At 66.9% G+C, this 26,578-nt stretch carries 23 protein-coding genes; 17 read left to right on the plus strand and 6 right to left on the minus strand.

Features of this window, described 5'->3' with window-relative positions; all coding sequences use genetic code 11:
• Positions 1-3 precede the first annotated feature (3 nt).
• The gene (locus tag U4Y91_RS24615; protein WP_321807257.1) at positions 4-2,535 is read right to left on the minus strand and encodes a type VI secretion system Vgr family protein; all 2,532 of its coding nucleotides are present in this window, start codon (positions 2,533-2,535) and stop codon (positions 4-6) included.
• 392 nt (positions 2,536-2,927) lie between these two features.
• Here U4Y91_RS24615 and U4Y91_RS24620 point away from each other — a divergent pair, with 392 nt between their 5' ends.
• From U4Y91_RS24620 to U4Y91_RS24640, 5 genes are all read left to right on the plus strand, one after another.
• Positions 2,928-4,007, plus strand: coding sequence for a serine hydrolase (locus tag U4Y91_RS24620; protein WP_321807258.1), 1,080 nt, complete (start codon positions 2,928-2,930; stop codon positions 4,005-4,007).
• Positions 4,008-4,053: 46 nt separating this feature from the next.
• The gene (locus U4Y91_RS24625; RefSeq protein ID WP_321807259.1) at positions 4,054-4,302 is read left to right on the plus strand and encodes a hypothetical protein; all 249 of its coding nucleotides are present in this window, start codon (positions 4,054-4,056) and stop codon (positions 4,300-4,302) included.
• Positions 4,303-4,495: 193 nt separating this feature from the next.
• Positions 4,496-4,951, plus strand: a complete 456-nt coding sequence (locus tag U4Y91_RS24630) for a MarR family winged helix-turn-helix transcriptional regulator (protein WP_321807260.1) — start codon at positions 4,496-4,498, stop codon at positions 4,949-4,951.
• A 70-nt stretch (positions 4,952-5,021) separates the two neighbouring features.
• Positions 5,022-5,585, plus strand: a complete 564-nt coding sequence (locus U4Y91_RS24635; RefSeq protein ID WP_321807261.1) for a cysteine hydrolase — start codon at positions 5,022-5,024, stop codon at positions 5,583-5,585.
• The gene (locus U4Y91_RS24640; protein WP_321807262.1) at positions 5,582-7,036 is read left to right on the plus strand and encodes a DHA2 family efflux MFS transporter permease subunit; all 1,455 of its coding nucleotides are present in this window, start codon (positions 5,582-5,584) and stop codon (positions 7,034-7,036) included. Before U4Y91_RS24635 ends, U4Y91_RS24640 begins: the two co-directional genes overlap by 4 nt.
• 34 nt (positions 7,037-7,070) lie before the next feature.
• Here the strand turns inward: U4Y91_RS24640 and U4Y91_RS24645 are convergent, their stop codons facing one another.
• Positions 7,071-7,667: a LysE family translocator gene (locus tag U4Y91_RS24645; protein ID WP_124489625.1), complete on the minus strand. Its 597-nt coding sequence runs from the start codon at positions 7,665-7,667 to the stop codon at positions 7,071-7,073.
• A 95-nt stretch (positions 7,668-7,762) separates the two neighbouring features.
• Here U4Y91_RS24645 and U4Y91_RS24650 point away from each other — a divergent pair, with 95 nt between their 5' ends.
• A complete protein-coding gene (locus tag U4Y91_RS24650) occupies positions 7,763-8,638 on the plus strand; it encodes a LysR substrate-binding domain-containing protein (RefSeq protein WP_321807263.1) in 876 nt (291 codons plus the stop codon).
• 43 nt (positions 8,639-8,681) lie between these two features.
• On the opposite strand, the gene U4Y91_RS24655 is transcribed toward U4Y91_RS24650, so the two are convergent.
• Complete coding sequence (locus tag U4Y91_RS24655; RefSeq protein WP_321807264.1) at positions 8,682-10,400, minus strand: SulP family inorganic anion transporter; 1,719 nt, start codon at positions 10,398-10,400, stop codon at positions 8,682-8,684.
• Between the two features lie 312 nt (positions 10,401-10,712).
• Between U4Y91_RS24655 and U4Y91_RS24660 the strand changes: the two genes are divergently transcribed.
• Entirely contained in the window at positions 10,713-11,954 is a 1,242-nt protein-coding gene (locus U4Y91_RS24660; RefSeq protein WP_321807265.1) for a mechanosensitive ion channel family protein, read from the plus strand.
• A 67-nt stretch (positions 11,955-12,021) separates the two neighbouring features.
• Here U4Y91_RS24660 and U4Y91_RS24665 read toward each other — a convergent pair whose 3' ends face one another.
• Positions 12,022-13,443 (minus strand): PLP-dependent aminotransferase family protein, encoded by a 1,422-nt coding sequence (locus tag U4Y91_RS24665; protein WP_321807266.1) that lies wholly within the window; start codon positions 13,441-13,443, stop codon positions 12,022-12,024.
• Between the two features lie 153 nt (positions 13,444-13,596).
• On the opposite strand from U4Y91_RS24665, the gene U4Y91_RS24670 reads away from it, so the two are divergent.
• From U4Y91_RS24670 to U4Y91_RS24700, 7 genes are all read left to right on the plus strand, one after another.
• Complete coding sequence (locus U4Y91_RS24670) at positions 13,597-15,921, plus strand: FdhF/YdeP family oxidoreductase (protein WP_321807267.1); 2,325 nt, start codon at positions 13,597-13,599, stop codon at positions 15,919-15,921.
• A 12-nt stretch (positions 15,922-15,933) separates the two neighbouring features.
• Positions 15,934-16,854, plus strand: coding sequence for a bestrophin family protein (locus tag U4Y91_RS24675; RefSeq protein WP_321807268.1), 921 nt, complete (start codon positions 15,934-15,936; stop codon positions 16,852-16,854).
• A 164-nt stretch (positions 16,855-17,018) separates the two neighbouring features.
• Positions 17,019-17,348 (plus strand): hypothetical protein, encoded by a 330-nt coding sequence (locus U4Y91_RS24680; RefSeq protein ID WP_044843255.1) that lies wholly within the window; start codon positions 17,019-17,021, stop codon positions 17,346-17,348.
• Between the two features lie 247 nt (positions 17,349-17,595).
• Entirely contained in the window at positions 17,596-17,928 is a 333-nt protein-coding gene (locus tag U4Y91_RS24685) for a sugar ABC transporter ATPase (RefSeq protein WP_321807269.1), read from the plus strand.
• 139 nt (positions 17,929-18,067) lie between these two features.
• Positions 18,068-19,657, plus strand: coding sequence for an ABC transporter substrate-binding protein (locus U4Y91_RS24690; protein WP_321807270.1), 1,590 nt, complete (start codon positions 18,068-18,070; stop codon positions 19,655-19,657).
• A 78-nt stretch (positions 19,658-19,735) separates the two neighbouring features.
• Positions 19,736-20,278 carry a class I SAM-dependent methyltransferase gene (locus U4Y91_RS24695; RefSeq protein ID WP_321807271.1) on the plus strand — a complete coding sequence of 181 codons (543 nt, stop codon included), beginning with the start codon at positions 19,736-19,738 and terminating at the stop codon, positions 20,276-20,278.
• A gap of 32 nt (positions 20,279-20,310) precedes the next feature.
• Positions 20,311-21,564, plus strand: coding sequence for a hypothetical protein (locus U4Y91_RS24700; protein WP_321807272.1), 1,254 nt, complete (start codon positions 20,311-20,313; stop codon positions 21,562-21,564).
• A 36-nt stretch (positions 21,565-21,600) separates the two neighbouring features.
• Here U4Y91_RS24700 and U4Y91_RS24705 read toward each other — a convergent pair whose 3' ends face one another.
• On the minus strand, positions 21,601-22,935 hold the full coding sequence (locus tag U4Y91_RS24705; protein WP_321807273.1) for a type II toxin-antitoxin system HipA family toxin: 1,335 nt from the start codon (positions 22,933-22,935) through the stop codon (positions 21,601-21,603).
• 3 nt (positions 22,936-22,938) lie between these two features.
• Positions 22,939-23,187, minus strand: a complete 249-nt coding sequence (locus U4Y91_RS24710) for a helix-turn-helix transcriptional regulator (RefSeq protein ID WP_321807274.1) — start codon at positions 23,185-23,187, stop codon at positions 22,939-22,941.
• A 257-nt stretch (positions 23,188-23,444) separates the two neighbouring features.
• On the opposite strand from U4Y91_RS24710, the gene sapR reads away from it, so the two are divergent.
• The 3 genes from sapR to U4Y91_RS24725 all read left to right on the plus strand — a co-directional run bounded on the left by sapR (position 23,445) and on the right by U4Y91_RS24725 (position 26,571).
• Positions 23,445-24,326, plus strand: coding sequence for a sap1 transcriptional regulator SapR (gene sapR / locus U4Y91_RS24715; RefSeq protein ID WP_321807275.1), 882 nt, complete (start codon positions 23,445-23,447; stop codon positions 24,324-24,326).
• Between the two features lie 15 nt (positions 24,327-24,341).
• Positions 24,342-24,905 carry a D-alanyl-D-alanine dipeptidase gene (gene ddpX / locus U4Y91_RS24720; RefSeq protein WP_321807276.1) on the plus strand — a complete coding sequence of 188 codons (564 nt, stop codon included), beginning with the start codon at positions 24,342-24,344 and terminating at the stop codon, positions 24,903-24,905.
• Between the two features lie 64 nt (positions 24,906-24,969).
• Positions 24,970-26,571: an ABC transporter substrate-binding protein gene (locus U4Y91_RS24725; protein ID WP_321807277.1), complete on the plus strand. Its 1,602-nt coding sequence runs from the start codon at positions 24,970-24,972 to the stop codon at positions 26,569-26,571.
• The last annotated feature ends 7 nt before the right edge of the window (positions 26,572-26,578 follow it).

The raw sequence follows: 26,578 nt of genomic DNA on the forward strand, positions 1-26,578 counted from the left end.
CCATTACTCCAGCACAACGCTCGATGCGCTATCTGCGGACGCCGAAGCTGTCTTCCAGGCACACCCCTTCGGCACGCTGGCAATCGGCGAAGGAAGGCGCATCGACGATGCGCCCGGCTTATCCCACGACGCACACTTTTCCAGAATCTGGCCACTGGTGCCGTTCTCGATCAGGTCAGGCGTGATCTTGATATACGAGCCGCCTGCACCGATCCAGATTTCTTTCTCTGCCGAGATAACAACTTTCCCGTTCGAACTGGTAATCGTCACGTCATTGAGCGCCGAGAGCTTCATTTCGTCGCTCTGCGCCTGGATCTCGACCTTTCCCTTGGACGCAAACAGCTTGATCCCAGCGTTCTGCGCAAACAGACTGATCTTCTCCATCACGCTCGCGATCAGCGATTTTCCCGCCGCCACGTGCACGCTCTTGCCACTGACGATATTGACCTGCTGGTTCGCCGTGACCTGCGCCGACTCTTGCGTCGACAGCCCCACACCTGCAGGACTCGCCATCAGCATGATCGGCGTCGAAAAGCCATTCGCATTGCCCGTGCCGCCACCGCCCGTGCGACCGCCGCTGCCAGCGCCGCCGCTCACGCTATAGTGCGTCGCGTCGGTGAACTTTTTAAGCGCATCCTGCCCCTCTTGCAGGCTCTCAGCCTGGTTCGCCGAACTCGCCTGCGACGTCAAATCAACAACGGTTTCCGCGCTGGCTAACTGCTCGGACGCAGCCGTTACGTTCAACGGCTGGTTCGTCGCTGTCGGATGGGTAGATACGAACAAGCCCTGCCCCGCCCGAATGGCACCGTAGGCGTCCGATTTGAGATCGAAACCACTGCCGAGGAACGCGCCGCGCGTATTGTCCGTCTGCTGGATCAGGTATCCGAGGTGCAAGTGAGACTGATAACTGCTCGAGTAAAGGTGGACCCGATTCTGCTGCGTCGAGTCGTCCATTACGAGCTGGTTGTAGCCGGTGCCGCCATACTCGCGCGAGCGTTGACCGGACAGCAAGCCGTTCGTGTGCCACACCGGCTGCGTCGCGCCCCCGTACATCCTCGCGATAATGACAGGCCTGTCACAGTCGCCTTCCATGAAACCGACGACCACTTCGTCGCCCTTGCGTAGCGGTTGAATCCCCCCACGGTTCGAACCCGCATCAAGGAAGGTCGGGCGCACCCAACACGACGCACGTTCATCCTGGCCGTTGCGGCGGTTCCAGTGGAACCACACCTTCACGCGGTTCAGCGAATCCGTATAAACCTCTTCTCCGCCGGGCCCCGCGACGATCGCGTTCTGCAACTGCATGACCGGCTTCTTGTGCTCGAACGGGCTGCGGAACGGCACGTTGCGTGGCTGCGCTTCAACAGTCACCTGAAAGAAACCTTCGCCACCATCCGCGTGGCTCACCGTCGCACCCACCTTCGCTTCCGCGATTTCCGCAGCCAGGCCGTCGGGAAAATCCCCCACCTCATCCAGACCGGGCAGATTATTGCGAATCAGCCAGTCCACCCCGAGCAACACGAATTCACGATCCGGCTGGCTTCCGGCGTCATGGACCGGATGGCCGTGCAATTCGAAGCGCCGCCCGGGCATCGCGCAGCGCAAGCCGCCCACTCCGTGGAAGCGCTTCATTCGCGACTTCCTCTCCTCGAGTCGGATCTGCGCGAGGCGCTCGCCCTGCTCACGGTCCGACCACATGTATGCGCCCGGGTAGTCGTAGACCTCGCCATCCGTCGGCAACTCGCTCTGCGTATCGGTGACGCCTTGAACCTGCCGCGGAAGATCAGGTCGCTTGTAGTCGAACGAGCGCGATGTCAGTTGAGCACTTTCGATCTGAAGCTGCTCCTTCCACTGCACGAATCCGTCCATTTCACCACTGAACCCGGTGTGACTGAACTCGACAATGGACTGCCTCAGTTGCGGGACGAAATAGACGTCGTCCGTCAGGACCATCATGTGCGACCGGCCGTTGTCCGCCTGCTCGAAGTACGGAAACACGCCTACTTCTTCGAGGCTGCGGTGGACGAAGTTCAGGTCATATTCCCACTGCACTCGATTCGAATAAGACGGCAGCGGCTTGTGAAGATCGTAGCGGAACGCGCCGCGCGCTTGAGGATGCTCGTTGAAGACGTCGCTCAGAATCTGCTCGCCGTTCTGCTCCTGCCAGTCGCGCATATCGCGACGCAGCCGCAAGAAATAGAGCCAGGACGAGAATGCCAGCTTGTAATAGGTCAACGTCCCATCGAATCCCAACCGGCTGAATCTGTGAACGTAACCGTGGATCGGCATGTACGTGCCGTCGGTCTGTTGAATCCAAAGCGTGACGGGTTTGCCAAGCAGCGCGTTGAGTTCGATCTGACTGCCGCGCGGCGAAACCGCATCAACCACGAATTCATAATCGCGGCCCAGCTCGGCCGTTCCTTTTACGTAGAGCGGCAATAACCAATCGACGCCAAGCGGCGTGTCGAGTTTGACTAGACGATTGTATTGCGCGTTGCCCAGACGCAACGTCTTATAAAGTACGGTGTGGCCCATGCAGCTTGCCCTTGGTTTGGTATTCAGGTGGGGTTTCTGCCGAGGGCTGATTATAAATGTCTTTCCGAACAACACGACAGTGCTGAGCGCCTACCCACTAATCTCAATAAATTTACAGCTCAAAAAGGTAACATTTACCAACACAATCCAATTAGGTAATTATTGCCATTCGGTGTAGTCCATAACTTTGAGTCACATATCATTTCCCTGAGCATGGCCCGGATACGGCTGCTCCGCTGACAGCCAAGGAACAGCATGAATCCACGTGCATCACGCATCATTGCGCGCACATCCATCGTCATCGCCACGCGATCGACCTTATAATTTCCCGCACCCGCTGACCGCCCACGCATTTCGCGCCGCCGCAACGCGCGTGAAAAGGAGACTTTCGCTTGACCGGCCTCATCGCGCGCCTGCCTCGTGCCCGGACCACCCTGCTCATCGCCCTCTCGTTCCTGACACTTGCGTTCGCAACGAACGCGTCGGCGCAGCGTGCGCAGCCGCATCGCACAGCGGCGCCCCATGCGCATGAGAAAGTCATCAAGAAACAACCCGCCCACCGCAAGCACAAGGCCGTCAAGCACCGCCGCCCGCGCGTGACGCATCATGCGGTCAAGCGTCACGCGGCGCCCGCACCGCAGCACAAGCGCGCGAAACGCACGAACGCGGTTCGCCCGCGCCCCGCCGCGCAGCCGCGCCTGCTCGCGAGCTGCGGCTACAGCCCGCGCGCGGTGAGCTCGCTACATTCGCGCGCAGCCTACGTGCTCGACGTCGACTCCGGCACGCCGCTGCTGGCCCGCAACGCAAGCACGGTGCGGCCGATCGCGTCGATCTCGAAGCTGATGACCGCCGTCGTCGCACGCGACGCGGACCGGCCGCTGAACGGCGTGCTGCGCGTCACCTCTCGCGATCGCGACACGATCAAGTTCACCGGTTCGCGGCTGCCGATCGGCGCCGAACTGTCGCGCCGCCAGATGTTCCATATCGCGCTGATGTCGTCGGAAAATCGCGCGGCCGCCGCGCTGAGCCGCGACTATCCGGGCGGCCGTGCCGCGTTCGTAAAGGCGATGAACCGCGAGGCGCGCCGGCTCGGGATGCGCCATACGCATTTCCGCGAGCCGACCGGCCTGTCGCCGCACAACGTGTCGACCGCCGAGGATCTCGCACGGCTCGTCGGCGCGGCCGCGCAGGATCCGCTGATCCGCTTTTTCTCGACGGACACGTCGACCACCGTGCAGGCCGGCGACGGCGAGCTGCTGTACGTGAACTCCGATCCGCTCGTGCGTAACGGCCGCCTGCCGATCCGGCTGCAGAAAACCGGCTTCATCAACGAATCGGGGCACGGCGTCGTGATGCGCATGCGCGTGAAGGGCCGCCGCGAAACGATCGTGCTGCTCGGCGCGCCGACCCGCGCCGGCGTGTCGAGCGATGCGCTGAAGATCCATCGCTGGCTCACCTGCTCGATCCAGTAAACGCGACGCGCGCGGCCGGCACATTCATCCACGAAGGAGCAATGCCATGCAGGACGAATACCGTTTCAACGCGTTCGGACGCCTGCTCGCCGTCGTGCGGACGAACGGCCGCTGGACCGTGTTCGATCTCGGCGCCGAAGGCAAGCGGCGACCGGCCAACCTGCACGTTCCGTCCGCGCTCGCCGCGGACGAACTCGCGCAATATCTCGGCGACCTGCTGCACGAGAATGCGTCGCCGAAGTACAACGACGTCGTGCCGGTGCCGGTGCCGGTTCCGTTGCCGCGCCGCACGTAGCGTCCGGCCGTACACCGCCCACGGTCCGACAATCGGCGGTTGCCGAGCCTCCGCCCGCGGTTCCTCCCCCCGGCCTCGCCGACGCATCGTGCGTCGGTGCGTCGATGCGTGGTGCGTCGTACGTCATGCGCCGCGCATCACGAACGCCCGCCAAACTAGACAGTTAAACTTGCAAGTTTAACTGTCGTGTTCTATGATCCGCCGCATGACTCCGCCACGCACACCCCGCATTTCCGCCGACACCGTCGCCGCCGACTTGACCCTCGCGGTCGGCCAGCTGATTCGGCGGCTGCGCGCCGAGATCGAATCCGAAGGGCTCGGCATGTCGCAGACGAGTGCGCTCGCGCGGCTCGAACGACAGGGGCCGATGACGACCGCCGATCTCGCGCGCGCCGAGGCGATGAAGCCGCAGTCGATGAAGGCGATTCTCGCGAGTCTCGAGGAAGACGGGCTCGTCGAACGCGAGCCGCATCCGACCGACGGCCGCCAGATCCTGTTCCTGCTGACCGCGGCCGGCCTGGCGGCACGGCGCAAGCGCGACACCGCGAAGCACAAGTGGCTCGGCACCGCGATCGAGAAGCTCGACCCCGAAGACATCCGCACACTCGCCGCCGCGATTCCGCTGATCCGACGCATCGGCGAGCAGTGACCCCGCATGCGTGCCGCGCGGCATCCGTGCGGCACGCGTCCCCTCTCCCTATGCACGGAGCATCCGCATCATGAGCACAACCCGTCTCGACACGCATACGGCACTCGTCGTCATCGACCTGCAAAAGGGCATCGTCGCGTTGCCCACCGCCCACCCGGTCGCACCGGTGATCGAGCGCACGCGCGAACTGCTCGACGCCTTCCGCAGCCGCGGCCTGCCGGTCGTGCTCGTCAACGTCGCCGGCGGCGCACCGGGCCGGACGCAACTGCCGCCGCGCAAGGATCCGTTCCCGGCCGACTGGGCCGAGCTCGTGCCCGAACTGAACCGCCAGCCGGGCGACCACGTCGTGACGAAGAAAACCTGGGGCGCGTTCACGGGCACCGATCTCGACGCGCACCTGAAGGCGGCCGGCGTCACGCAGATCGTGCTGGCCGGCATCGCGACCAGCATCGGCGTCGAATCGACGGCCCGCCAGGCGCACGAACTCGGCTACAACGTGACGCTTGCGGTCGACGCGATGACCGACCTCAACGCGGACGCGCACACGAACAGCGTCGATCGGCTGTTCCCGCGTCTCGGCGAGACGGGCTTGGCGCACGAGATCCTCGCGCTGCTCGACCGGCGCGGCGCGTGAGCGACCAACGCGCACGGCCGGCGCCGGGCCATGCGGCCGGACGGCTCGGTCCGTCGATCTGGAAAGTCAGCGCGGTCGCGACGCTCGGCTCGCTGCTGTCGCAACTCGACGCGACGATCGTCAACGTCTCGCTGTCGAGCCTCGCGACCGACCTGCACGCGAGCCTGTCGACGATCCAGTGGGTGACGAGCGGCTACCTGCTCGCGCTCACGCTGGTGTTGCCGCTGAACGGCTGGCTGGTCGATCGCATCGGCGCGAAGGCGCTGTACCTGTGGTGTTTCTCCGCATTCACGCTGACGTCGGCGCTGTGCGGGCTCGCGTGGTCCGCGCCGTCGCTGATCGCGTTCCGCGTGCTGCAAGGCGTCAGCGGCGGGCTGCTCGCGCCGATGGCGCAGATGATGATCGCGCGCGTGGCCGGCCAGCAGATGGCGCGCGTGATCGGCTATGCAGCGGTACCCGTGCTGATCGCACCGATCCTGGGGCCGGTCGTCGCCGGTGCGATCCTGCAGTACGCGTCGTGGCGCTGGCTGTTTCTCGTGAACCTGCCGGTCGGCGCGCTGGCGCTGGCACTGGCCGTGTGGTTCCTGCCCGGCGACCGCGAGGAAACGCAGCGGCGCGAACTCGACTGGGTCGGCCTCGCGCTGCTGTCGCCGGCGCTCGTGCTGTTCCTGTATGGCGCGGAACGCATCGACGCGGTGCCCGGCATCGCCGCGATCGCGGGTTCGGTGCTGCTGCTCGCCGCGTTCCTGCGCGTCGAGCGGCGCAAAGGCGAGCGTGCGCTGATCGACCTCGCGCTGTTTCGCTCGCGTGTGTTCGGCGCGGCGGCGGCCACGCAGTTCCTGTCGAACGGCGCGATCTACGCGGGCCAGATGCTGATTCCGGTGTTCCTGATCGAAGCGTGCGGCCGCTCGCCCGGCGAGATGGGCTGGCTGCTGGCGCCGCTCGGGCTCGGCATGCTCGTCACCTATCCGTCGATGGGCGCGCTGACCAGCCGGTTCGGCGTGCGCCGGCTGGCCGCCGCCGGCGCGCTGCTCGCGCTCGCCGCGACGCTGCCGTTCGTGTATCTCGCGCTGGCCGGCTACGATCCCGCCGTGCTGGTGCCCGCACTGTTTCTGCGCGGGATGGGCCAGAGCGCGATCGGCGCGCCGTCGATTTCCGCCGCGTATGCGTCGGTCGAGCGGCACAACCTGCCGATGGCGACGACGTCGCTCAATATCGTCCAGCGCCTCGGCGGCCCGACGTTCACGACGATGTGCACGCTGTTTCTCGCGTGGCGGCTGCAGACCGAATCCGCGTCGACGGGCGGCACGCACGGGGCCGCCTACGCGTGGACGTTCGGCCTGCTTTGCGCGCTGCATGCGGCGAGCTTCGCGACGACGCTGCGGCTGCCGCGATGGTCGAGCGGCGCGGGCGGACGGCCGGCGGGGGCCACGCGGGCCGGTTCGCGCTGAGTGCCGGGGCTGCGCCGTGCGCGCAGCGCCGCTACTACAACCACATCGGCACGATCGACGCCGCGAGCAGGATCCCCAACCCCGCATTCACGCAACGCCACTGCCGCTCCGTGCGGAGCACGCGCGCGAACAGCAGTCCGGCACAACACCAGAGCGACAGCGACGCCATCGCCGCCACACCGAACGCCAGCCCGAGCAAGGCGCCGAGCCGCACGGGGCCGGACGCGAGCGCGGCGAACGACGCGGCCGCGCCGAGCGTCATCGCCCAGCCCTTCGGGTTGTGCCACAGCATCCATACGCCGCTGACGAATCCTTGCGGCCGCTGCACGGCCGCGTCGACGCCGGGCTTGCCGCCACGCGCGATGCGCGTGGCCAGCCACAGCAGATACAGCGAGCCGAGCACCTTCATCCCGAGCTGCAGCGCGGGCAGGGCCAGCAACACGCTGCCGAGCCCGGCCGCGGCGGCGGCCGCCATCGATGCCAGGCCGGCCGCGATGCCCGTCATCATCGGCAGCGAGCGCCGATAGCCGAAATGCGCGCCCGATGCGGTTGCGAGGGTCGTCGCGCCACCCGGTGTCACCGTGGACACGATCACGAACAGCAGCAGCGGCAAATAGTCTTGAAGCGGCACACGGGCTCCCGGTTCGGGTCGTCGAAGCTCCGTTTTACCCGCGATCCATGCATTACGACAGCGAAAGCTTTTTATGCCAGTCATTAGCATTCATAATGCGAACCATGGCACGCAACCTCGACATCGCCCTGCTTCGCGCCTTCGTCACGGTCGCCGATCACGGCAGCATGACGGCGGCGAGCCGCGCGCTGCACCTGACGCAAGGCGCGGTCAGCCAGCAGGTCGCGCGGCTCGAAACGCTGTCCGGCCCGCTGTTCGTGCGCGAGCATCGCAACCTGCTGCTCACGGCGGACGGCGAGCGTCTGCTCGCGCAGGCGCGCCGGCTGCTCGCCGCGCACGACGCGCTGCTGACCGACCTGACGGCCGGTGCGATGGAAGGCGCCGTGCGTATCGGCGCGCCGCAGGATCTCGTCGGCAGCTGTCTCGCGCCGATCCTGAAAGGCTATGCGCACGCGCATCCGCAAGTCGCGCTGTCGCTCGTGTGCGCGGCGTCGCCCGCCCTGCGCAAGGCGCTCAGGCAAGGCGAGATCGATGTCGCGTTGATCGAGGCGCCGGTCGGGCCGTCGCGCGGCGAATGCATCGCCGTCGACCGTCTGGTCTGGGTCGGCGCGAAAGGCGGGAGCGCCCATCTGCAGACGCCGCTGCCCGTGTCGATGGTCGACCAGACCTGTGCGTTCCGCCCGACCGTGCTCGACGCGCTGCGGGCCTGCGATCGCGCGTGGCGCACCGTGTTCGAGAACGGCAGCATCGACGCGACGGCCGCGACCGTGCGCTCCGATCTCGCGGTGACCGTCTGGCTCGCGTCCACCGTGCCCGCCGATCTCGACATCCTGCCGGCCGACAGCGGCCTGCCCGCCCTGCCGAACTTCGCGATCAATCTCCATCTGCCGCGCGGCCAGCACGCGCCGGCCGCGGCGGAACTGGCCCGCCATTTGCGCAACGGCTTCGCGCGCGTGCGCGCAGCCGCCTAGCTGTGAAGCTTTCCGCGTTCCACTTCCCGCTTTCCGCTTCCCACTACGTGACACCCGGCTCCTGCTGCGCCGGCGTCACGCCTGCCGCTTCCAGCGCCTGGTGCAACGTCGGGAAAATGCACGACGCGCCGACGATCTCCGTGATCCGGTGGCGCTCCATATCGGCGTGCAGGTAGCGGTTCACGCGCCCGAACAGCACACCGATCCGGCGCGCGTGCAGCGCCTTGACGAGATCGGTGATCGTCCGTGCGGCCGAGTAATCGAGATCGGTGATCGCGCCCGCATCGACGATGAACCAGCGCAGCGGTACCGGCGACGCGTCGACGAGTTCGGTCACTTCGGCGGCGAACCGATGGTCGTTCGCGAAGAACAGGTCGGAGCCGAACCGGTAGACGATCAGCCCCGGCGCCGTCATCGCGCCCGGTCGGGCCGGCACCGGCAGCCACCGCCCGTTGCCGTCGGCGGCTTCGAGCACCATCGTGTGCGGCTGATAGCTGTGGCGCACGTGCCGCATCAGCGACAGCGCGACGGCCAGCAGGATCCCGTGCTCGACGCCGACCGTCACGACGGCCGCGGCGGTGACGAGCGCGAGCGTGAATTCGCCGGGGCTTTCCCTGCGGATCGCCGCGAGGCTGCGCACGTTGATCAGCCCGAGCGCGATCGTGAACACGATGCCGGCCAGCACCGCATGCGGCAGGTACTGCAGATACGCACTCAGGAACAGCAGCACCGCCGCGACGACCGCGGCGAACGCCAGATGCCCGATCTGGCTGCGCACGCCCGCGCCGTCGGCCATCGCGGTCTGCGTCGGGCTGCCGTTGACGACGAACGCGCCGCCCACCGCCGCCGCCGCGTTCGCGGCCGCGAGCCCGAGGATGTCGGCGTTGGTGTCGACGTCCTCGCCGTACTGCTGCGCGAACACGCGGGCCGCCGCCGCGCTCTGCGCGACGATCATCACGAAGCACGACGCGGCGACCGGCACGAGATCGAGGAACTGCTGCCACGTGACGGACGGCCAGCGCAGCGGCGGCAAGCCGCCCGCGACGGGCCCGAGCACGGCGATGCCCTGCGCGGCGAAGCCGAACCAGTCGCTCGCGGCGATGCTGCCCGCCACCGCGATCATCGGCATCGGCACGCGCGGCAGAAAGCGCTTGCACGCGAGAATCGCGACGACGACGAGCGCCGCGAGTGCGAGCGTCGGCCGATGCGCGTGGATCGCATGCGTGACGACGTAGTCGAGCTGGGCGACGCTGCGCGATGCCGGATACGGCACGGACAAGCCGAGCATGTCGCCGAGCATCGCGATCGACACCTGCACGCCGACGCCGGCCAGGAAGCCGACCAGCACCGTGCGCGACAGGAAATCGGCGAGAAAGCCGAGCTTGAAGATGCGCGCGAGCAGCAGCATCGCGGCGGTCAGCAGCGCGACCATGCCGGCCAGCGCGACGTACTCGGCGCTGCCCGCCGGCGCCATCGACGACAGGCGGCTCGCGAAAATGGTCGCGGTCGCGGAGTCGGCGGCGACCACCAGATGGCGCGACGCGCCGAAGCACGCGAACGCGATCAGCGGCAGGAACACGGTATAGAGGCCCGTCACGGCCGGCATGCCGGCGATGCGCGCATAGCCGAGCACCTGCGGGATATCCATCGACGCGAGCGAGATGCCCGCGAACACGTCGCGGATGGCCGACGCGCGGCGAATCGGCAGAATGCCCTTCAGCAGCCGCACGCGTGACGGCTGGCTTTCATTGGAATCTTGCATGCATGAAATGCGTGGTTGACCGGAACGACGTGGAAGCGGGGTTCGCGAAGCCGTTCGCGCATCGTGCCCCGAGCGGGCGATGCGTGGCAAGTGCACAGTATGTTGCGCTGCGTGAACACACGGATTCAAGGACGCAAGGCCACAAGGAAAATCCGCGCAACGGTGAGAATGTTGAGGAGCCCTGCGTCACGCATTCGCGGCATCCGGCCGGAACCCGATGGCACAATCACGGTCCCTTTCATGTGCCCTTCACCGGGCGCGCGCCGCGTCGCGGCGCAGATTCAACGCACGAGAAGGCCCCTGTCCGCCCTTATGACCCTGAACGAATCCTGGTTTGCACCGCTCGTCGGCATCCTCATCCTGCTCGCGGCCGCCGGCGCGATCGCCGCCGCCGTCCATTTCCTGCTGTTCCGCGTGGTCGCGCGCCTCGCGCGGCTGTCAGCCACCCGCATCGACGACGCGCTGTTCGAGTTCGGCGCATTCAAATGGCTGAACCGCATCGTGCCGTTCGTCGTGATCAAGCTCGGGCTCGGCGCGGTGCCCGGCATTCCCGCCGTGGCCGCGCAGGCCGCCGACAAGGTGCTGTTCGCGCTGATCGTGCTCCTGGTGTCGATGACGATCAGCGCGACGCTGTCCGCGCTCGAACACTCGCATCGCACGAGCCGGCGCGACCAGCCGCGCCTGTCGCTGAAAGGCGCGATGCAGCTCGTCAAGCTCGTGATGTTCATCACGGCCGCGCTCGTCGTGATCGGCGACGCGACCGGCAAGCAGATCGGCCTGCTGCTGTCGGGCATCGGCGCGATGTCGGCGGTGCTGATGCTGATCTTCAAGGACACGCTGCTCGGCCTCGTCGCCGGCGTGCAGCTGTCGTCGAACGACATGCTGCGGATCGGCGACTGGATCACGATGCCGTCGGCCGGCGCGGACGGCACCGTCATCGACATCACGCTGAACACGGTCAAGGTCGCGAACTTCGATCACACGATCATCACGGTGCCGACCTGGAAGCTGATCACCGAGAGCTACCAGAACTGGCGCGGGATGACCGAGGCCGGCGGGCGCCGCATCAAGCGTGCGCTGTTCATCGACGCGACGAGCGTGCGCTTTCTCGGCAACGACGAGATCGAACGGCTCGAACGCCTGACGCTCCTGAAGGACTACCTGGCAGACAAGGTCGACGCGATCGCGCAATGGAACGGCACGCTCGGCGCGGCCGGCGATTGCCCGGCGAACCGCCGCCAGCTGACGAATCTCGGCACCTTCCGCGCGTACGTCGCGAACTACCTGAAGGGCCATCCGCACATTCGCCGCGACATGACGTGCATGGCGCGCCAGCTGCCGCTGACGGCCGAAGGCATTCCGCTCGAACTGTACTGCTTCACCGACACGACGACCTGGGTCGATTACGAGGCGATCCAGTCCGACCTGTTCGATCACCTGATCGCGGTGCTGCCGGAGTTCGGGCTGCGCGTGTACCAGCATCCGTCGGGCTTCGACATGCGCCGGATGGTCGACACGGCGCAAGCCGGACTGCCCGCGCCGTCCGCGCGGTGACGCTTGCCTGCGCGGCCGGCAACGGGTCGCCGCCGGCAACGCGGTGTCGCGGCGGGCGCCGCGCTGCTCACCGCCCCGCGCACTCGGATGCGAGCCGCCCCACCACCTTCAGCGCCTCCTCGATCTGCCGCGACCACGAATAGCTGTAGTTGAGCCGGATGAAGTGCCGATAATCGGCGGTTGCCGAGAACATGTGGCCGGGCCCGATCGTGATCCCTTGCGCGAGCGCGAGCGCATACAGCTTCATCGCATCGACCTGCCGCGGCAGCTCGACCCACAGCACGTACCCGCCCTGCGGCTGCGACAGCCGCGTGCCTGCCGGGAAGAAGCGCCGCACCATCGCGCTCATCAGGCTCGCCTGCTGCGCATACTGCTTGCGCATCCGCCGCAGGTGAAAATCGTAGCCGTCGTGCTTCAGGTATTCGGCGATCGCGAGCTGCTCGATCGCGGGCGTCGCGAGCGTATTCAGGAATTTCAGCTTCTCGACCTGGTCGCGGTAGCGGCCGGGCATCGCCCAGCCGATCCGGTAGCGCGGCGACAGGCTCTTCGTGAACGATGCGCAATGCAGCACGAGCCCGTCGCGGTCGTACGACTTCAGCGCGCTCGGCGTCGTGTCGCCGAAATGCAGCTCGTGATAGACGTCGCTCTCGATCGCGGGGACGCCGTGCTTCACGAGCAGCTCGACGAGCGCGCGCTTGCGCGCATCGGGCATCTGGAAGCCCAGCGGATTCTGGAAATTCGGCATCACCATGCACGCGGCGATGCGCTCGCGCGCGAGGACCCGTTCGAGCGCGTCGAGATCGATGCCGTCGCCCGGATGGGTCGCCACCTCCAGCGCGCGCATGCCCATCCGCTCGATCGCGTGCAGCATCGCGTAGAACGTCGGCGACTCCACCGCGATCGTGTCGCCGGGCTTGGCGACCGCCTGCAGGCACAGGTTGATCGCCTCGGTCGCGCCGATCGTCATCACGATCTCGCCCGGCTCGACCGGAATTCCGCGCTCCGCGTAGCGCCGCGCGATCTGGCGGATCAGCTCCGGGTTGCCGGGCGGCAGGTCGTCGATCACGCCCCAGCGCGTGCGGCGCCGCCCGATCGCCTGCGCGTAGCGCGCGAGACGCTGCACCGGGAACTGCGACGCGTCGGGATACGGCGAGCCGAGCGGCACCGCGTCGTCGCGTGAGATCGAGCGCAGCGTCGACAGCACGAGCCGGCTCACATCCACCGCCGACGGCTCGGCGGCCGGCGCCGACATGTGCAGCTCTGCCTCGGCCGGCGCCGCGGCGCGCGCCCGCACGAAGTAGCCCGACTGCGGCCGGCTCTCGATCAGGCCGCGGCTCTCCAGCACGAGATACGCGCGCAGCACGGTCGTGACGCTGAGCTGCTGCTGCCGGCTCGCCTGGCGCACCGACGGAATCCGCTCGCCGGGCCGGTACACGGCGCGCTCGATCTGCGCCTGCAGATCGTCGGCCAGTTGTTCGTAACGCTTCACGCGCCTCCCTTTCAACTTCCCTTCAACAACACAGTTGCGGTCCGCACTGCCCGGATGGCCGAAACTGTACTCTTTTTTGAAGACGAAAGGTGTACACACAGCGGCCGGAGCGCCGCGCGTACTCTGCGTGCATCGCCCCCGACACCCTGCATCATGAAAAAGAAATCCGCCGCCGCACGCATCGAACCGTACACCCACCCGGCTGCCGGCTGGGGCGCGCTGAAAGCCGTCACGATCAACCTGATCAAGGAAAAGGTCACCGGCGGCAACTACCGCACGCTGCTGCGCCAGAACCAGCCCGACGGCTTCGACTGCCCGGGCTGCGCGTGGCCGGACCGCCAACACGCATCGACGTTCGAATTCTGCGAGAACGGCGTGAAGGCCGTGGCCGCCGAAGCGACGAGCAAGCGCGTGACGCCCGAATTCTTCGCCGCGCATACGGTCGCCGAACTGCTCGAACAGTCGGATTTCGAACTCGAACAGCACGGCCGCCTGACCGACCCGATGGTGTACGACGCGCAGACCGACCGCTACGTGCCGATCGCGTGGGACGACGCGTTCGAGCTGATCGCGCGCCACCTGCGCGCGCTGCCGGACCCGAACCAGGCCGCGTTCTACACGTCCGGCCGCGCGAGCAACGAGGCGGCGTTCCTGTACCAGCTGCTGGTGCGGCTGTACGGCACGAACAACTTCCCCGACTGCTCGAACATGTGCCACGAGGCGACGAGCCGCGGGCTGCCGGGGTCGGTCGGCGTCGGCAAGGGCACCGTCACGCTCGACGATTTCGAGCATGCGGACATGCTGCTGATCTTCGGCCAGAACCCGGCGACCAACCATCCGCGGATGATGGGCGAGCTGCGCGAATGCGCGAAGCGCGGCGCGACGATCGTGTCGATCAACCCGCTGAAGGAACGCGGGCTCGAGCGTTTCGCCGATCCGCAAAGCCCGCTCGAGATGCTGACGATGTCGGGCACGAAGATCGCGTCGACCTTCATCCAGCCGACGATCGGCGGCGATTTCGCGCTGATCAAGGGGATGGCGAAGCGCGTGCTGGAGCTCGACGATGCCGCGCGCGCCGCCGGCGCGCCGCGCGTGCTCGACACCGCGTTCATCGGCGAGCACACGGCCGGCTTCGACGCGTTCGCCGACGATCTGCGCAACGAAAGCTGGTCCGCGCTGACGGCCGAAAGCGGCGTGCCGTACGAGCAGATCGACGGCCTTGCGCAGCGCTATGCGCGCAGCGAGCGCGTGATCGCGACGTGGGGCATGGGCATCACGCAGCACAAGCATTCGGTCGCGACCGTGCAGATGCTGACGAACCTGATGCTGATGCGCGGCAACATCGGCCGCCCCGGCGCGGGCCTGTGCCCGGTGCGCGGCCACTCGAACGTGCAGGGCAACCGCACGGTCGGGATCGAGGAAAAGCCGTCGCAGGCGTTCCTCGACCGGCTCGGCCAGGTGTTCGACTTCGAGCCGCCGCGTCACCACGGCTACGACGTCGTCGAAACCATCGAAGGGATGCTCGAAGGCCACGTGAAGGTGCTGATCGGCCTCGGCGGCAACTTCGCGATGGCGACGCCCGACACGCCGCGCACGTGGGCAGGCATGCGCCGCTGCGACCTCTCCGTGCACATCACGACGAAGCTGAACCGCAGCCACCTGATCCACGGCCGCGACGCGCTGATCCTGCCGACGCTCGGCCGCACCGAGATCGACCTGCAGGACAACGTCGCGCAGGGCTTGACGGTCGAGGATTCGATGAGCATGGTCCACGTGTCGTACGGGATGAACAAGCCGGCGTCCGCGAACCTGATGTCGGAACCGGCGATCGTCGCGCACATGGGCCATGCGCTGTTCGGCAGCGGCAAGATCGACTGGCTCGCGTACAAGGACGACTACGCGAAGATCCGCGACGCGATCGAGGCGACCTTCGACGACTTCTACGACTACAACACCCGCATCGCGCGGCCGGGCGGCTTCCACCTGCGCGTCGCGTCGCGCGACCGCGAATGGCTGACGCCGACGGGCAAGGCGAACTTCATCGCACACGCCTTGCCGACCGACACGCCGATCCAGCGCGCCCGCGCACTGCACGGCGAGCGCCTGATGACGCTGATGACGACGCGCTCGCACGACCAGTACAACACGACCGTCTACGGGCTCGACGACCGCTATCGCGGCGTGTACGGCCAGCGCCGCGTGGTGTTCGTCAACCGCGACGACCTCGCGATGCTCGGCCTGAAGGCCGGCGACTGGGTCGACATGGAAACCGTGTGGCACGACGGCATCGAGCGGCGCGCGGACGGCTTCCTGCTCGTCGAATACGACATCCCGCGCGGCTGCATCGGCGCGTACTACCCGGAAACGAATCCGCTGGTGCCGCTCGACAGCGTCGGCGACGTGTGCAACACACCGACGTCGAAGTCGGTGCCGGTGCTGCTGCATCGCGCGGCCGCGCCGGCGTCGGCTGCCGCCTGACGGAGCGCCGCGATGATCGTCCGGCCGCGCGAGCACTGGCTGCGGATGCTGCTCGTCTGGAACGGGTCGGTGCTGCCGACCATCCTGCCGCAGCTCGTGCTGACGCTCGCGATCAGCCTCGTCGCGGTGTGGGGCGGCGGCCGCGTGCTCGGCGAGAAGGTGCCGCTGAACCCGACGCCGTTCACGCTGATCGGCCTCACGCTCGCGATCTTCGCGGGGTTTCGCAACAACGCGAGCTACGAACGCTATCGCGAGGGCCGGCAGCTGTGGGGTGGCGTGCTGACCGCCACGCGCACGCTGGTGTCCCAGGCGCTCTGCTACGGCGCGATCGACGGCGACGATGCCGCACGGCAGGCGTTCGTGCGCAAGGTCGTCGCGTTCGTCTACGCGCTGAAGCATCAACTGCGCGGCACCGATCCGGCGCCGGACCTGCGCACGCTGCTCGACGGCGCGACCTATGCGCGCATCGTCGCCGCCCGGTTTGCGCCGATCGCGATCGTTCATGAATTGCGCGAAGCCTTCGCCGCGCGCGCCGATGCGGGCCATCTCGCCGATACGCGGCTGTGGATGCTCGACGCGCGCCTCGACGATCTGGTGTCGATGGTGAGCGGCTGCGAGCGCATCGCGTCGACGCCGATCCCGTTTTCGTACGACGTGCTGCTGCACCGGACCATCTACGCGTACTGCGTGCTGCTGCCGTTCGGCCTCGTCGATTCGATCGGCGCGGCGACGCCGTTCGTCACCGTGTTCGTCGCCTATACGCTGATCGCGCTCGACGCGATCGCGCATGCGATCGCCGAGCCGTTCGGCGACGGGCCGAACCATCTCGCGCTCGATGCGATGACGCGCACGATCGAGCGCACGCTGCTCGAACTGAACCGCGAGCCGCTGCCGGCGGAAGTGACGCCGGGCCCGGCGTATCGGCTCACCTGACGAGCCGCCGATACGGCCGACGCGCGATGGACGCCCGGCCGGCCTGAGCGCTGTAATAAAGACTTGCAAGCGATACAGCCGGAAACGTCAACAGCCGGGGCCCGCACAGCGTTTTTTCGACAAGCGCGCACGTTTCGTGACGCGCAACGACAGGAGAAAACGTCATGCGAGCCCTTACCCGCCATCTCGCGATCGCCGCCACCCTGATGTCGGTGCTGACCGGCACCGCGTTCGCCGAAACGCCGTGGCAGCAGGCGCATCCGCGCCGCGAGGAGGTCAACCAGCGTCTCGCCAACCAGAATCGCCGGATCCGTCACGAAGTGAAGGAAGGCGAGATGTCGCACGCCCGGGCCGCGCGCCTGCACCGTGACGACCGCAGGATCCGCCGGGAAGAGCGGGACATGGCCGCGCAGGATCGCGGCCACATTACGCAGAGCGAAAAGCACGTGCTGAACCAGCAGGAAAATGCGGTCAGCCACAAGATCGGCCAATAACGCCGGCAAACGTCGATTCGCCATCGCTTGAAACGCCCGCTGCCGCCGCGCGACAGCGGGCGCTTGTTGTTGTATCGAATCGTTTCAGCAGGCCTTGCGTGTCAAGTGCCGCGGGTATACTCCGACGTCATCCGCCGCCCGTATCGACCGTCAAAAACGGCACGATCGCGGCGGTTTCGTCGCGAAGCTCCGCGTTTCGCGTACCCCGCGCCCCAGCCTCGACACGAGACACACGACGATTCCGATCATGAAACGATTCCTGCTGCTCCTTCCCGCCGCCCTGCTCGCCGCCTGCGGTTCTGCGCCCTCGCCCGACTCGGCCGCGTCCGGCTCGGCGCCGATAATCTACGTGTCGTCGGCGCGCCCGGCCCACGCGATCGCCAACTGCCTCGACAGCCGCCTGTCCGGCACCGAGCAGTCGCAGCACAACGGCGTGACCGACATCACCGTCGGGTCGCGCTCGTACTTCGTCACGCTCACGCCGTCGGGCAACGGTTCGGTCGTCAAGGTCGTGCGCGGCTCGGGCAGCGAGCCGGCCGAGGAAGCGATGCGCTTCGCGATCGCGCGCTGCGTGATCTGACCGCCGCCGCTGCCGGGCACCTCGCCCGGCACGCAAGCCGCTTCCCTGCGGGCGCCGTTCCGCGCGCCCATCGAATATTTTCATCCGGGCGGCCGTCGATGAGAGAATCGCACCACGATTCCCTTTCCACGGAGCCCGCATGAAGCATCTGCTGTCCCGGCTGTTCGTCAGCGCCGCGCTCGTCGCGCTTGTTCCGGCGCTGCCGGCGCAGGCCGCGACGCCGCCCGGCATTTTCGTCGTCGCCACCCAGCTCGGCGAATTCACGACCCTCGATCCGAGCGAAATCTACGAGCTCGTGCCGTCCGAGTACGTCGCGAACACCTACGAACGGCTCGTGCGGGTCGACCTGAAGGACCCGACGCGCTTCGACGGGCAGATTGCGCAATCCTGGACGGTCGGCGCCGACGGGCTCACCTATACGTTCAAGCTGCGCCCCGGCCTCGCGTTCCACTCCGGCAACCCGGTCACCGCCGACGACGTCGCATGGTCGCTGCAGCGCACCGTCCTGCTCGACAAGGGCCCGGCCGGCGTGCTCGCCGATCTCGGCCTCACGAAGGCGAACGTGATGCAGAAGGTGCGCGCGGTCGACCCGCAGACCTTCGTGCTCGAAACCGACCGCAAGTACGCGCCGAGCTTCGTGCTCAACGTGCTGAGCGCGTGCCCGGCGTCGGTGCTCGACAAGAAGCTGCTGATGTCGCACCAGCAGGGCAACGATTTCGGCAGCGGCTGGCTGAAGACCAACGACGCGGGCTCGGGCCCGTACCAGCTCGCCAAGTGGACGCCGAACGAAAGCATCGTGTTGCAGCGTTTCGACAAGTACCGCGCGCCGTACCCGATGAAACGCGTCGTGCTGCGCCACGTGCCCGAGGCATCCGCGCAGCGGCTGCTGCTGGAAAACGGCGACGTCGACGCCGCGCGCAACCTGAGCCCCGACAGCCTCGCCGCGCTGACCAAGGCCGGCAAGATCAAGGTCGCGTCGTGGCCGGTGTCCGCGCTGCTGTACCTGAGCCTGAACACGAAGAACCCGAATCTCGCGAAGCCCGAGGTCCAGCAGGCGATGAAGTGGCTGGTCGACTACGACGGCATCCAGCGCAACATCGTCAGCACGACTTACAAAGTCCACGAAACCTTCCTGCCGGAAGGCTTCCTCGGCACGCTGAAGGCGAACCCGTACAAGCTCGACGTCGCGAAGGCGAAGGCGCTGCTCGCGAAGGCCGGCCTGGCGAACGGCTTCGACGTAACGATGGACATGCCGAATGATTACCCGTACCTCGAGATCGCGCAGGCGCTGCAGGCCAACTTCGCGCAGGGCGGCATCCGCGTGAAGCTGATCCCGGGCGATGCGAAGCAGGCGATCGGCAAGTACCGCGCGCGCCAGCACGACATCTTCATCGGCGAATGGTCGCCCGACTACATGGACCCGAACAGCAATGCGCGCGGCTTCGCCTGGAATCCGGACAATTCCGACCAGTCGAAGACGAAGATGCTCGCGTGGCGCAACAGCTGGGACATCCCGCAGCTGACGAAGGACACCGAGGCCGCGCTGGTCGAGCCGTCGCCCGCGAAGCGCGCGCAGCGTTATGAGGCGCTGCAAAAGGCCGTGCTCGCGAACTCGCCGTTCATCATCATGTTCGAGAAGGTCGTGCAGGTCGCGACGCGCCCCGGCACGACCGGGCCGGAGATCGGCCCGATCAACGACCTCGTGTCCTACCGGACGCTGGCGAAATAAGGCCGGCTGCCCGCGCGACCGGCGACGCCGGCGCGCGGGTGCATCCCTCATCCAATACGCTTCGCTCGGGGCCACGCAATGCGCTCATTACAAGAACTGCGGCTGGAATTTCTCCAGTACAAGATCGAACCGATCGGCTGGCTCGGCGACAGCCCGTCGCGCTTCGACTTCTATACCCGCACGGCCGCCGGATGCGACAGCATCGTCGAGCTGGGCGTGTTCACCGGACTGACCACGACAGCCTTCATGCTCGCGCAGCCGAAGCGGCTCGTGTCGGTCGACATCACCGATCAGTATTTCCACATCCAGGACGAGCTGAAGCACGCGGCGCGGGAACTGTCGATCGACTTCGAATTCAGGATCGCCGACGATCTCGCGATGGAGCCGCTCGCGTGCGACCTGCTGTTCATCGACACCACGCACACGTACGAGCAGACGCTCGCCGAACTGAACCGGTTCGGCCCGCTCGCGCGCAAGAAGATCGTGCTGCACGACATGAACACGTCGGGCGTCTACCAGGCCGTATTCCAGTGGCTGTGGGACAACAAGCAGTTTCACATCACGTATCACGACAGCCGCGGCTGCGGCGCGGTCGTGTGCGAGCGTCACGTCGGCTATTGAGCCGCGCCGCGCACGCGCAACGGAGAGGCACCATGCATTCGAACGGACACGCAGTGTGCGTGGCGATCAACGACAACAACCGCGCGTGGTACGAGATGCTCGTACCGTTCCTGCTGTCGCTGCGGCAGACAGGCTACGACGGGCAGGTGGCCGTCATCGGCTACGGGCTGTCCGAACGCAAGCGGCGTATCCTGGAAAGCCAGTCGGTCGACGTGGTCGAAGCGTCGAGCGCGCATGCGCTGCCGGTCGGCCGCTTCATCGAGGCCGCCGACTATTGCGCGCGCAATCCGCACATCACGAAACTCGCGCTGTACGACGCGGACATCTGGTTCAGCGCGTCCTCGTTCGACCTGTTCTCCCGGATCGTCGACGACCGCCTGTACGCGTGCCCCGACCCGCTGTTCTGCACGTTCGTCGTCACGCCGCTGATCGGCGAGCGGCGCGACGCGCACTGGCGTCTCGTCGTGGACGAGGTGCAGGCGCGTCACGGCGGTGCGCTGCAGGCCGGGCTCGTCGCCGGCACGGCCACGGCGTGGGCGCGCTTCGCGGCGCACCTGCGCGACTGCGTCGCCCGCATCGGCACCGACTTCCAGGAATGCTTCGGAATCGACACGACGTTCCTGCACCTGTGGGGCGCGCGCGGCGAAACTGCGCTGCTCGACCCGGTCCAGAACTTCGTCAGCAAGAACGGCATTCACGAATCGTTCGATTCGAGCAACGGCACCACGACGTTGCGCTATCAGGGCGAACCGATCCGCGCGCTGCACATGACCGGCGACATCCGTTTCTTCGATCGCTGGCGCTACTACGCGAACCATGTCGACGCCGCATTGCGCGACGGCATGCCGTTCGCGCTGTCGGACGGCACGCCGTCGCCGTCCGACACGACCGCCGCCCGCATCGCCGCGGCCGAATACGTGCGTTCGGCCGGGCTGACCGTCACCTCCGCCGCGATCGAGGGCAGCGCGGGCGCGTACCTGCAGGCGATCGACGAACCGGGCGGCACAATGCTCGTCGGCAGCGGGAACCACGAGATCGTGTTGACCGCGACCCGCGACATCGCACGGCTGAACGTGTACATCACGCACCCGTCCGGCTCGCCGTCGCCGCTGCGATGCGAGGTGGTGATCGATGGGCAGGCGCAGCGCAAGGGCCCCGACCTGATGACCCATTTCTGGTATCGGATCTCGGCCGGCACCGTCATCACGCTGCGCTCGACGAGCCTCGGCGGCCAGCAGTGCAATACGATCTGGCGGCTGCGCGAGGCGTCGGACATGCAGCAGTAGGCAGTGGACGACGCGTAGGCGGTTCGCGGCCCGACGTCAGGCGCGCGGTGTTTCGGCGAGACGTTCGGCGGCGAACCGCAATCCGCCCAGAATGCGTTCGGCGATCCGCGCCGGAAACCCGGCCGGCAGCGTCGCTCCGACCGACTCGATCACGTGCGGCGTCGCGGCGACCAGCCGTTCGATGATCGGCGTCGCGATATCGCCGAGCAGACAATGCTCGGCCATCGCACTGAAGTGACGGCGCGTGATGTCGCGCATCGCGTAGTGCTTGCGCTTGCCGTGCACGGCCATCGCGAGTTTGGCCTTGTGCCACGACCACTGGTTCGCGCCGTCGCCCTCGACCGGCCAGATCGACATCACGTCGTAGAGCGGCGTCAACCGGAACCGACCGCCCGGCAGCAAGCGCAGGCTGAAGTTCTTCGCATGCCCGTCCGGTGCGGCGAGCATCCAGAACACGATCAGCGCCGCGAACAGCGTGTCGAGGTCGGCCTGCGCCGTTTCCGAACGGCGCAGGATGGCGGCAAGGTCCGGCACGCCGGGGCCGCCCTGCGATTCGTATTTCAGATGCGGCGGCACACCGAGCGCCTGGCAGAAATCCTCTTGCGGCAAGCGCAACAACCATCCGCCGTCACGATGCAGCGCACGATCGAAACGCGCGACCGACAGCACCTTGTGGTCGCCGAAGCGCACGATTTCGGCATCGGCCGTCGGCAGGCCGTACGCGCGCAGGATCGCGAGACACAGCCACTCGTTTTCGACGGAAGCGGTGAGATCCGCACGCTTGTTGCCGACCAGACCGAGCGGCAACTTGAGAATATGCGTGGTCGGCGTCGCACCGTGCGGGCGCATCCATCGCCCGTCGTGAAACAGCAGCGCGGTCTTTTCCTGCGCGCCGGCGAGCGACAGGCGGAAGTCGTCGTCATCCTGCGCGCCACCCGCCACCCCGCTCGCCTGATCGAGCACGCGCGCCACCTCGTCGTCCGACAACGGCGTACCGTCGATGCGATCATGGCCGGCCGGTGCTTCGTCCTCGCCGAGCAGTTGCACCGCGCCGACGCAGTCGCGGCCGAGCGCGGCGAGCAGATCGAACGGCTCGATCGTCGCCGTGCCGAACCGGGACGCCAGCCGGCGACGAATCGCATCACTGTCGGGCAGCAGATTGTCGAAGTAATGGTTGACGCGCACGCCGCGCAACGGCGCATCGCCGACGCCGAACGGCAGCGACAGCGACAACGGGCGGCCCGCCGCGGACTGCTTCCAGCCGGCGTCGTACCGCAACTCCATGTCGCCGCGCGCGGGAATCCGCCATGTCCCGACCCGCTGGCCGTTGGCCCAGATCGACAGCGCACGGGTGTGCGAGTTGCGCCCCATCGCTTACCAGTCGATGTCGGCAGCGTCGCGCCCGTCCTTCGTGCGGACGCTGAGCTCGAGACCGTACAGCGCGGTCAATTCGAGCAATTGGCTGAGCGACAGGCTGGCGGTGCGCGTGGTCTCGAGCGACGACAGGCGCGACTGGCCGACGCCGATGCGCGCCGCCGCCTCGGCTTGCGTCAGCCGCCTGGCCTGACGCGCGGACGACAGGATTTCGCCCAGTTGCGCGGGCGTATTGACGATGAAATTCACGGCTCGGGTCCAGTGGGCAATAAATGCAGTATATCTCTGACAGGCATAAACGCAAATTATTGCTGACAGGCATAAGCGCAAAATATCTCTGTCAGAAATAACTCGCGTGGTTGCGCATCGCGACGGTGCCGTCGGGCACGCGTACCCGACCCTATCACCCTCCGCTAAACCATAGTTTTTATCCGCTGGCGCGAATGATTTTGGCTTTGTTAGATGGATGACACCGAATCATCTGATGACAAACATCTAACATTCCGATGACCTGCGCGTTCGCCCATACCGTCGAATCCCGCTTTGCCGAGCTGACGCCGACCGCGAAGCGCATCGCGAGCTACATGCTCGCGAACCTCGACCGTCTCGGGCTCGAAACGGCCGACCAGATCGCGCAGCAGGCCGGCACCAGCGGCATCTCGGTCGGGCGCTTCCTGCGCAGCATCGGCTACCGGAACCTCGACGACCTGAAACGCGAACTGCGCGGCGGCAGCGATCGCCCGTGGATGATCACCGATCGCCTCGACGAATACCGCCGCGCCGCCGGCACGCGCCCGACCGCCGGCGACGACCCTCGCAGCGACGGCACGCTGGCGTCGTCGCTCGATCGCGAACTCGACGCGATCCGCCACGTCTACCGGCTCGCCGAAGAACCGGTGTTCGCGCAGGTCGCGGACCGGATCGCGCATGCCGATGCCGTGTTCATCCTCGGCATCCAGTCGACCCGCGGCATCAGCAATGCGTTCAGTAGTTATCTCGAATATGTGCGCCCGCGCGTGTTCTATTCCGACGGCCAATCGGGCTCGTACGTCGATTCGCTGAACTCCGAATTCGAGCGCCCGTACTGCATCGTCACCGACACGCGCGCCTATTCGCGCAGCGCGCGCCGCTATTGCCAGGCGGCCGCCGAGCGCGGCCAGCCGTTCGCGCTGGTCACCGACCTGTATTGCCCGTGGGCGCGTGAATGGCCGGCCGACCTGCTGCAGGTGAAGACCGATGTCGGCCAGTTCTGGGACTCGCTCGCGCCGCTCACGTGCCTGTTCAACCTGCTGATCACCGCCGTGATCGGCCGCCTCGGCCCCGCGATCGACCGGCGCGTCGCGCGCAACCGCGAACTGCAGCGCACGTTCGACCAATTCGAATCCTGAGCGCCCCGACTGCCGATGAACCCTTCCCGCCTCGTCGAAATCACACCCGCCACGCATCGCGTCGAGATCGATCTCGTCTACGCGACCGAGCGCAACCTGACCGGCAAGCCGATCTACCGCCGCGCGCACTGCCTGCTGCTCGAGCCGGCCGAAGCCGCGCTGCGCCGCGCGGTCGACGTCGCCGCGCAGGCCGGCTTCACGCTGCGTGTCTACGATGCGTACCGGCCGCCGCAGGCGCAGCAGGTGCTGTGGGATTTCCTGCCCGACCCGAACTTCGTCGCCGATCTCGGCCGCGGCTCGAACCACAGCCGCGGCACCGCGCTCGACCTGACGCTCGTCGACGCGAACGGCGAGGCGCTCGACATGGGTACCGGCTTCGACGAGATGGTGGCCGCGTCGGGCCACTTCCACGCGGGGCTGCCCGAAGCCGTGCAACGCAACCGGCTGCTGCTGCTCGGCGTGATGCACGCGGCCGGCTTCGCGCATATCGACAGCGAGTGGTGGCACTACGAGCTGCCCGGTTCGTATGCGTTGCCGCAGATCGACAACGACGCGAGCGGCCCGTGGCGCCTGATGTAACGACGCTGCACGTTCCCTTCACCGTTCACGTTCAACGACTTCAACGACACATGGAGAAACGCACATGAAGCCCCTGACCTCCCGGCTCGTCGCGGCACTGGTCGCCGCATCCGTGCTCGCCGCCGTTCCGCTTGCCGCCGCACGCGCGGAAACGCCGAAGGACATGTTCGTGATGGCCACGCTGCTCGACGAATTCACGACGCTCGATCCCGGCGAGATCTACGAGCTGGTGCCGGAGGAATACGTCGCGAACACGTACGACCGGCTCGTGCGCGTCGACCTGCGCGATCCGTCGAAATTCAACGGCGACGTCGCGCAGTCGTGGACGGTGAGCACCGACGGGCTGACTTATACGTTCAAGCTGCGCCCGGGCCTCAAGTTCCACTCGGGCAACCCGCTGACGGCCGACGACGTCGCCTGGTCGATCCAGCGCGCGGTGCTGCTCGACAAGGGCCCGGCCGCCGTGCTGACCGGCATCGGCCTCACGAAGGCGAACGTCGTCGCGAACGTGAAGAAGCTCGACGACCAGACGGTGTCGATCACGACCGACCACAAATACGCGCCGACCTTCGTGCTGAACGTGCTCGGCGCGTGGCCCGCGTCGGTGGTCGACCGGAAGCTGCTGCTGTCGCACCAGCAGGGCAACGACTTCGGCAACGCATGGCTGAAGACCAACGAGGCCGGCTCCGGCGCGTACAAGCTGGTCAAGTGGGCAGCCGGCGACAGCATCGTGCTGCAGCGCTTCGACGGCTACCGGCTGCCGCTCGCGATGAAGCGCATCGTGCTGCGCCACGTGCCCGAAGCGGCGAGCCAGCGCCTGCTGCTGGAAAACGGCGACGTCGACGCGGCGCGCGACCTGAGCCCAGACGATCTCGCGTCGGTCGTGAAATCCGGCAAGGCGAAGGTCATGGCCTCGCCGCAGGCGACGCTGCTCTATCTCGGCCTGAACACGAAGAACCCGACGCTCGCGAAGCCCGACGTGCAGGAAGCGCTGAAATGGCTGGTCGATTATTCCGGCATCCAGAGCAACGTCGTGAAGACGACTTACAAGGTGCACCAGACCTTCCTGCCCGAAGGCTTCCTCGGCACGCTGAAGGCGAACCCGTACAAGCTCGACGTCGCGAAGGCGAAGGCGCTGCTTGCGAAGGCCGGCGTGCCGAACGGCTTCTCGGTGACGATGGACGTGCGCAACGACTATCCGTATACGGAGATCGCGCAGGCCGTGCAGGCGAACTTCGCGCAGGCGGGTGTCAAGGTGCAGCTGATTCCCGGCGACAACAAGCAGACGCTCGCGAAATACCGTGCGCGCCAGCACGACATCTATATCGGCGAATGGTCGGCCGACTACATCGACCCGCACAGCAACGCGCAGGGTTTCGCATGGAACCCCGACAACGCCGACAAGTCGAGCTATAAAATGCTGGCCTGGCGCAACAGCTGGGACATTCCGCAACTGACGAAGGAGACCGACACCGCGCTCGCCGAGCCGACCGCCGCGCAACGCGCGCAACGGTATCAGGCGATGCAGAAGGACCTGCTCGCGCGCTCGCCGTTCGTGAACATGTTCGAGAAAGTCGCGCAGGTCGCGACGCGGCCCGGCGTGAGCGGGCTCGAAGTCGGACCGATCAACGATCTCGTGTCGTACCGTAACCTGAAGAAGCAATAAGATTCGC

It is taken from the genome of Burkholderia sp. BCC1993 (genome assembly GCF_905339865.1).
Classification (GTDB): Bacteria; Pseudomonadota; Gammaproteobacteria; order Burkholderiales; family Burkholderiaceae; genus Burkholderia.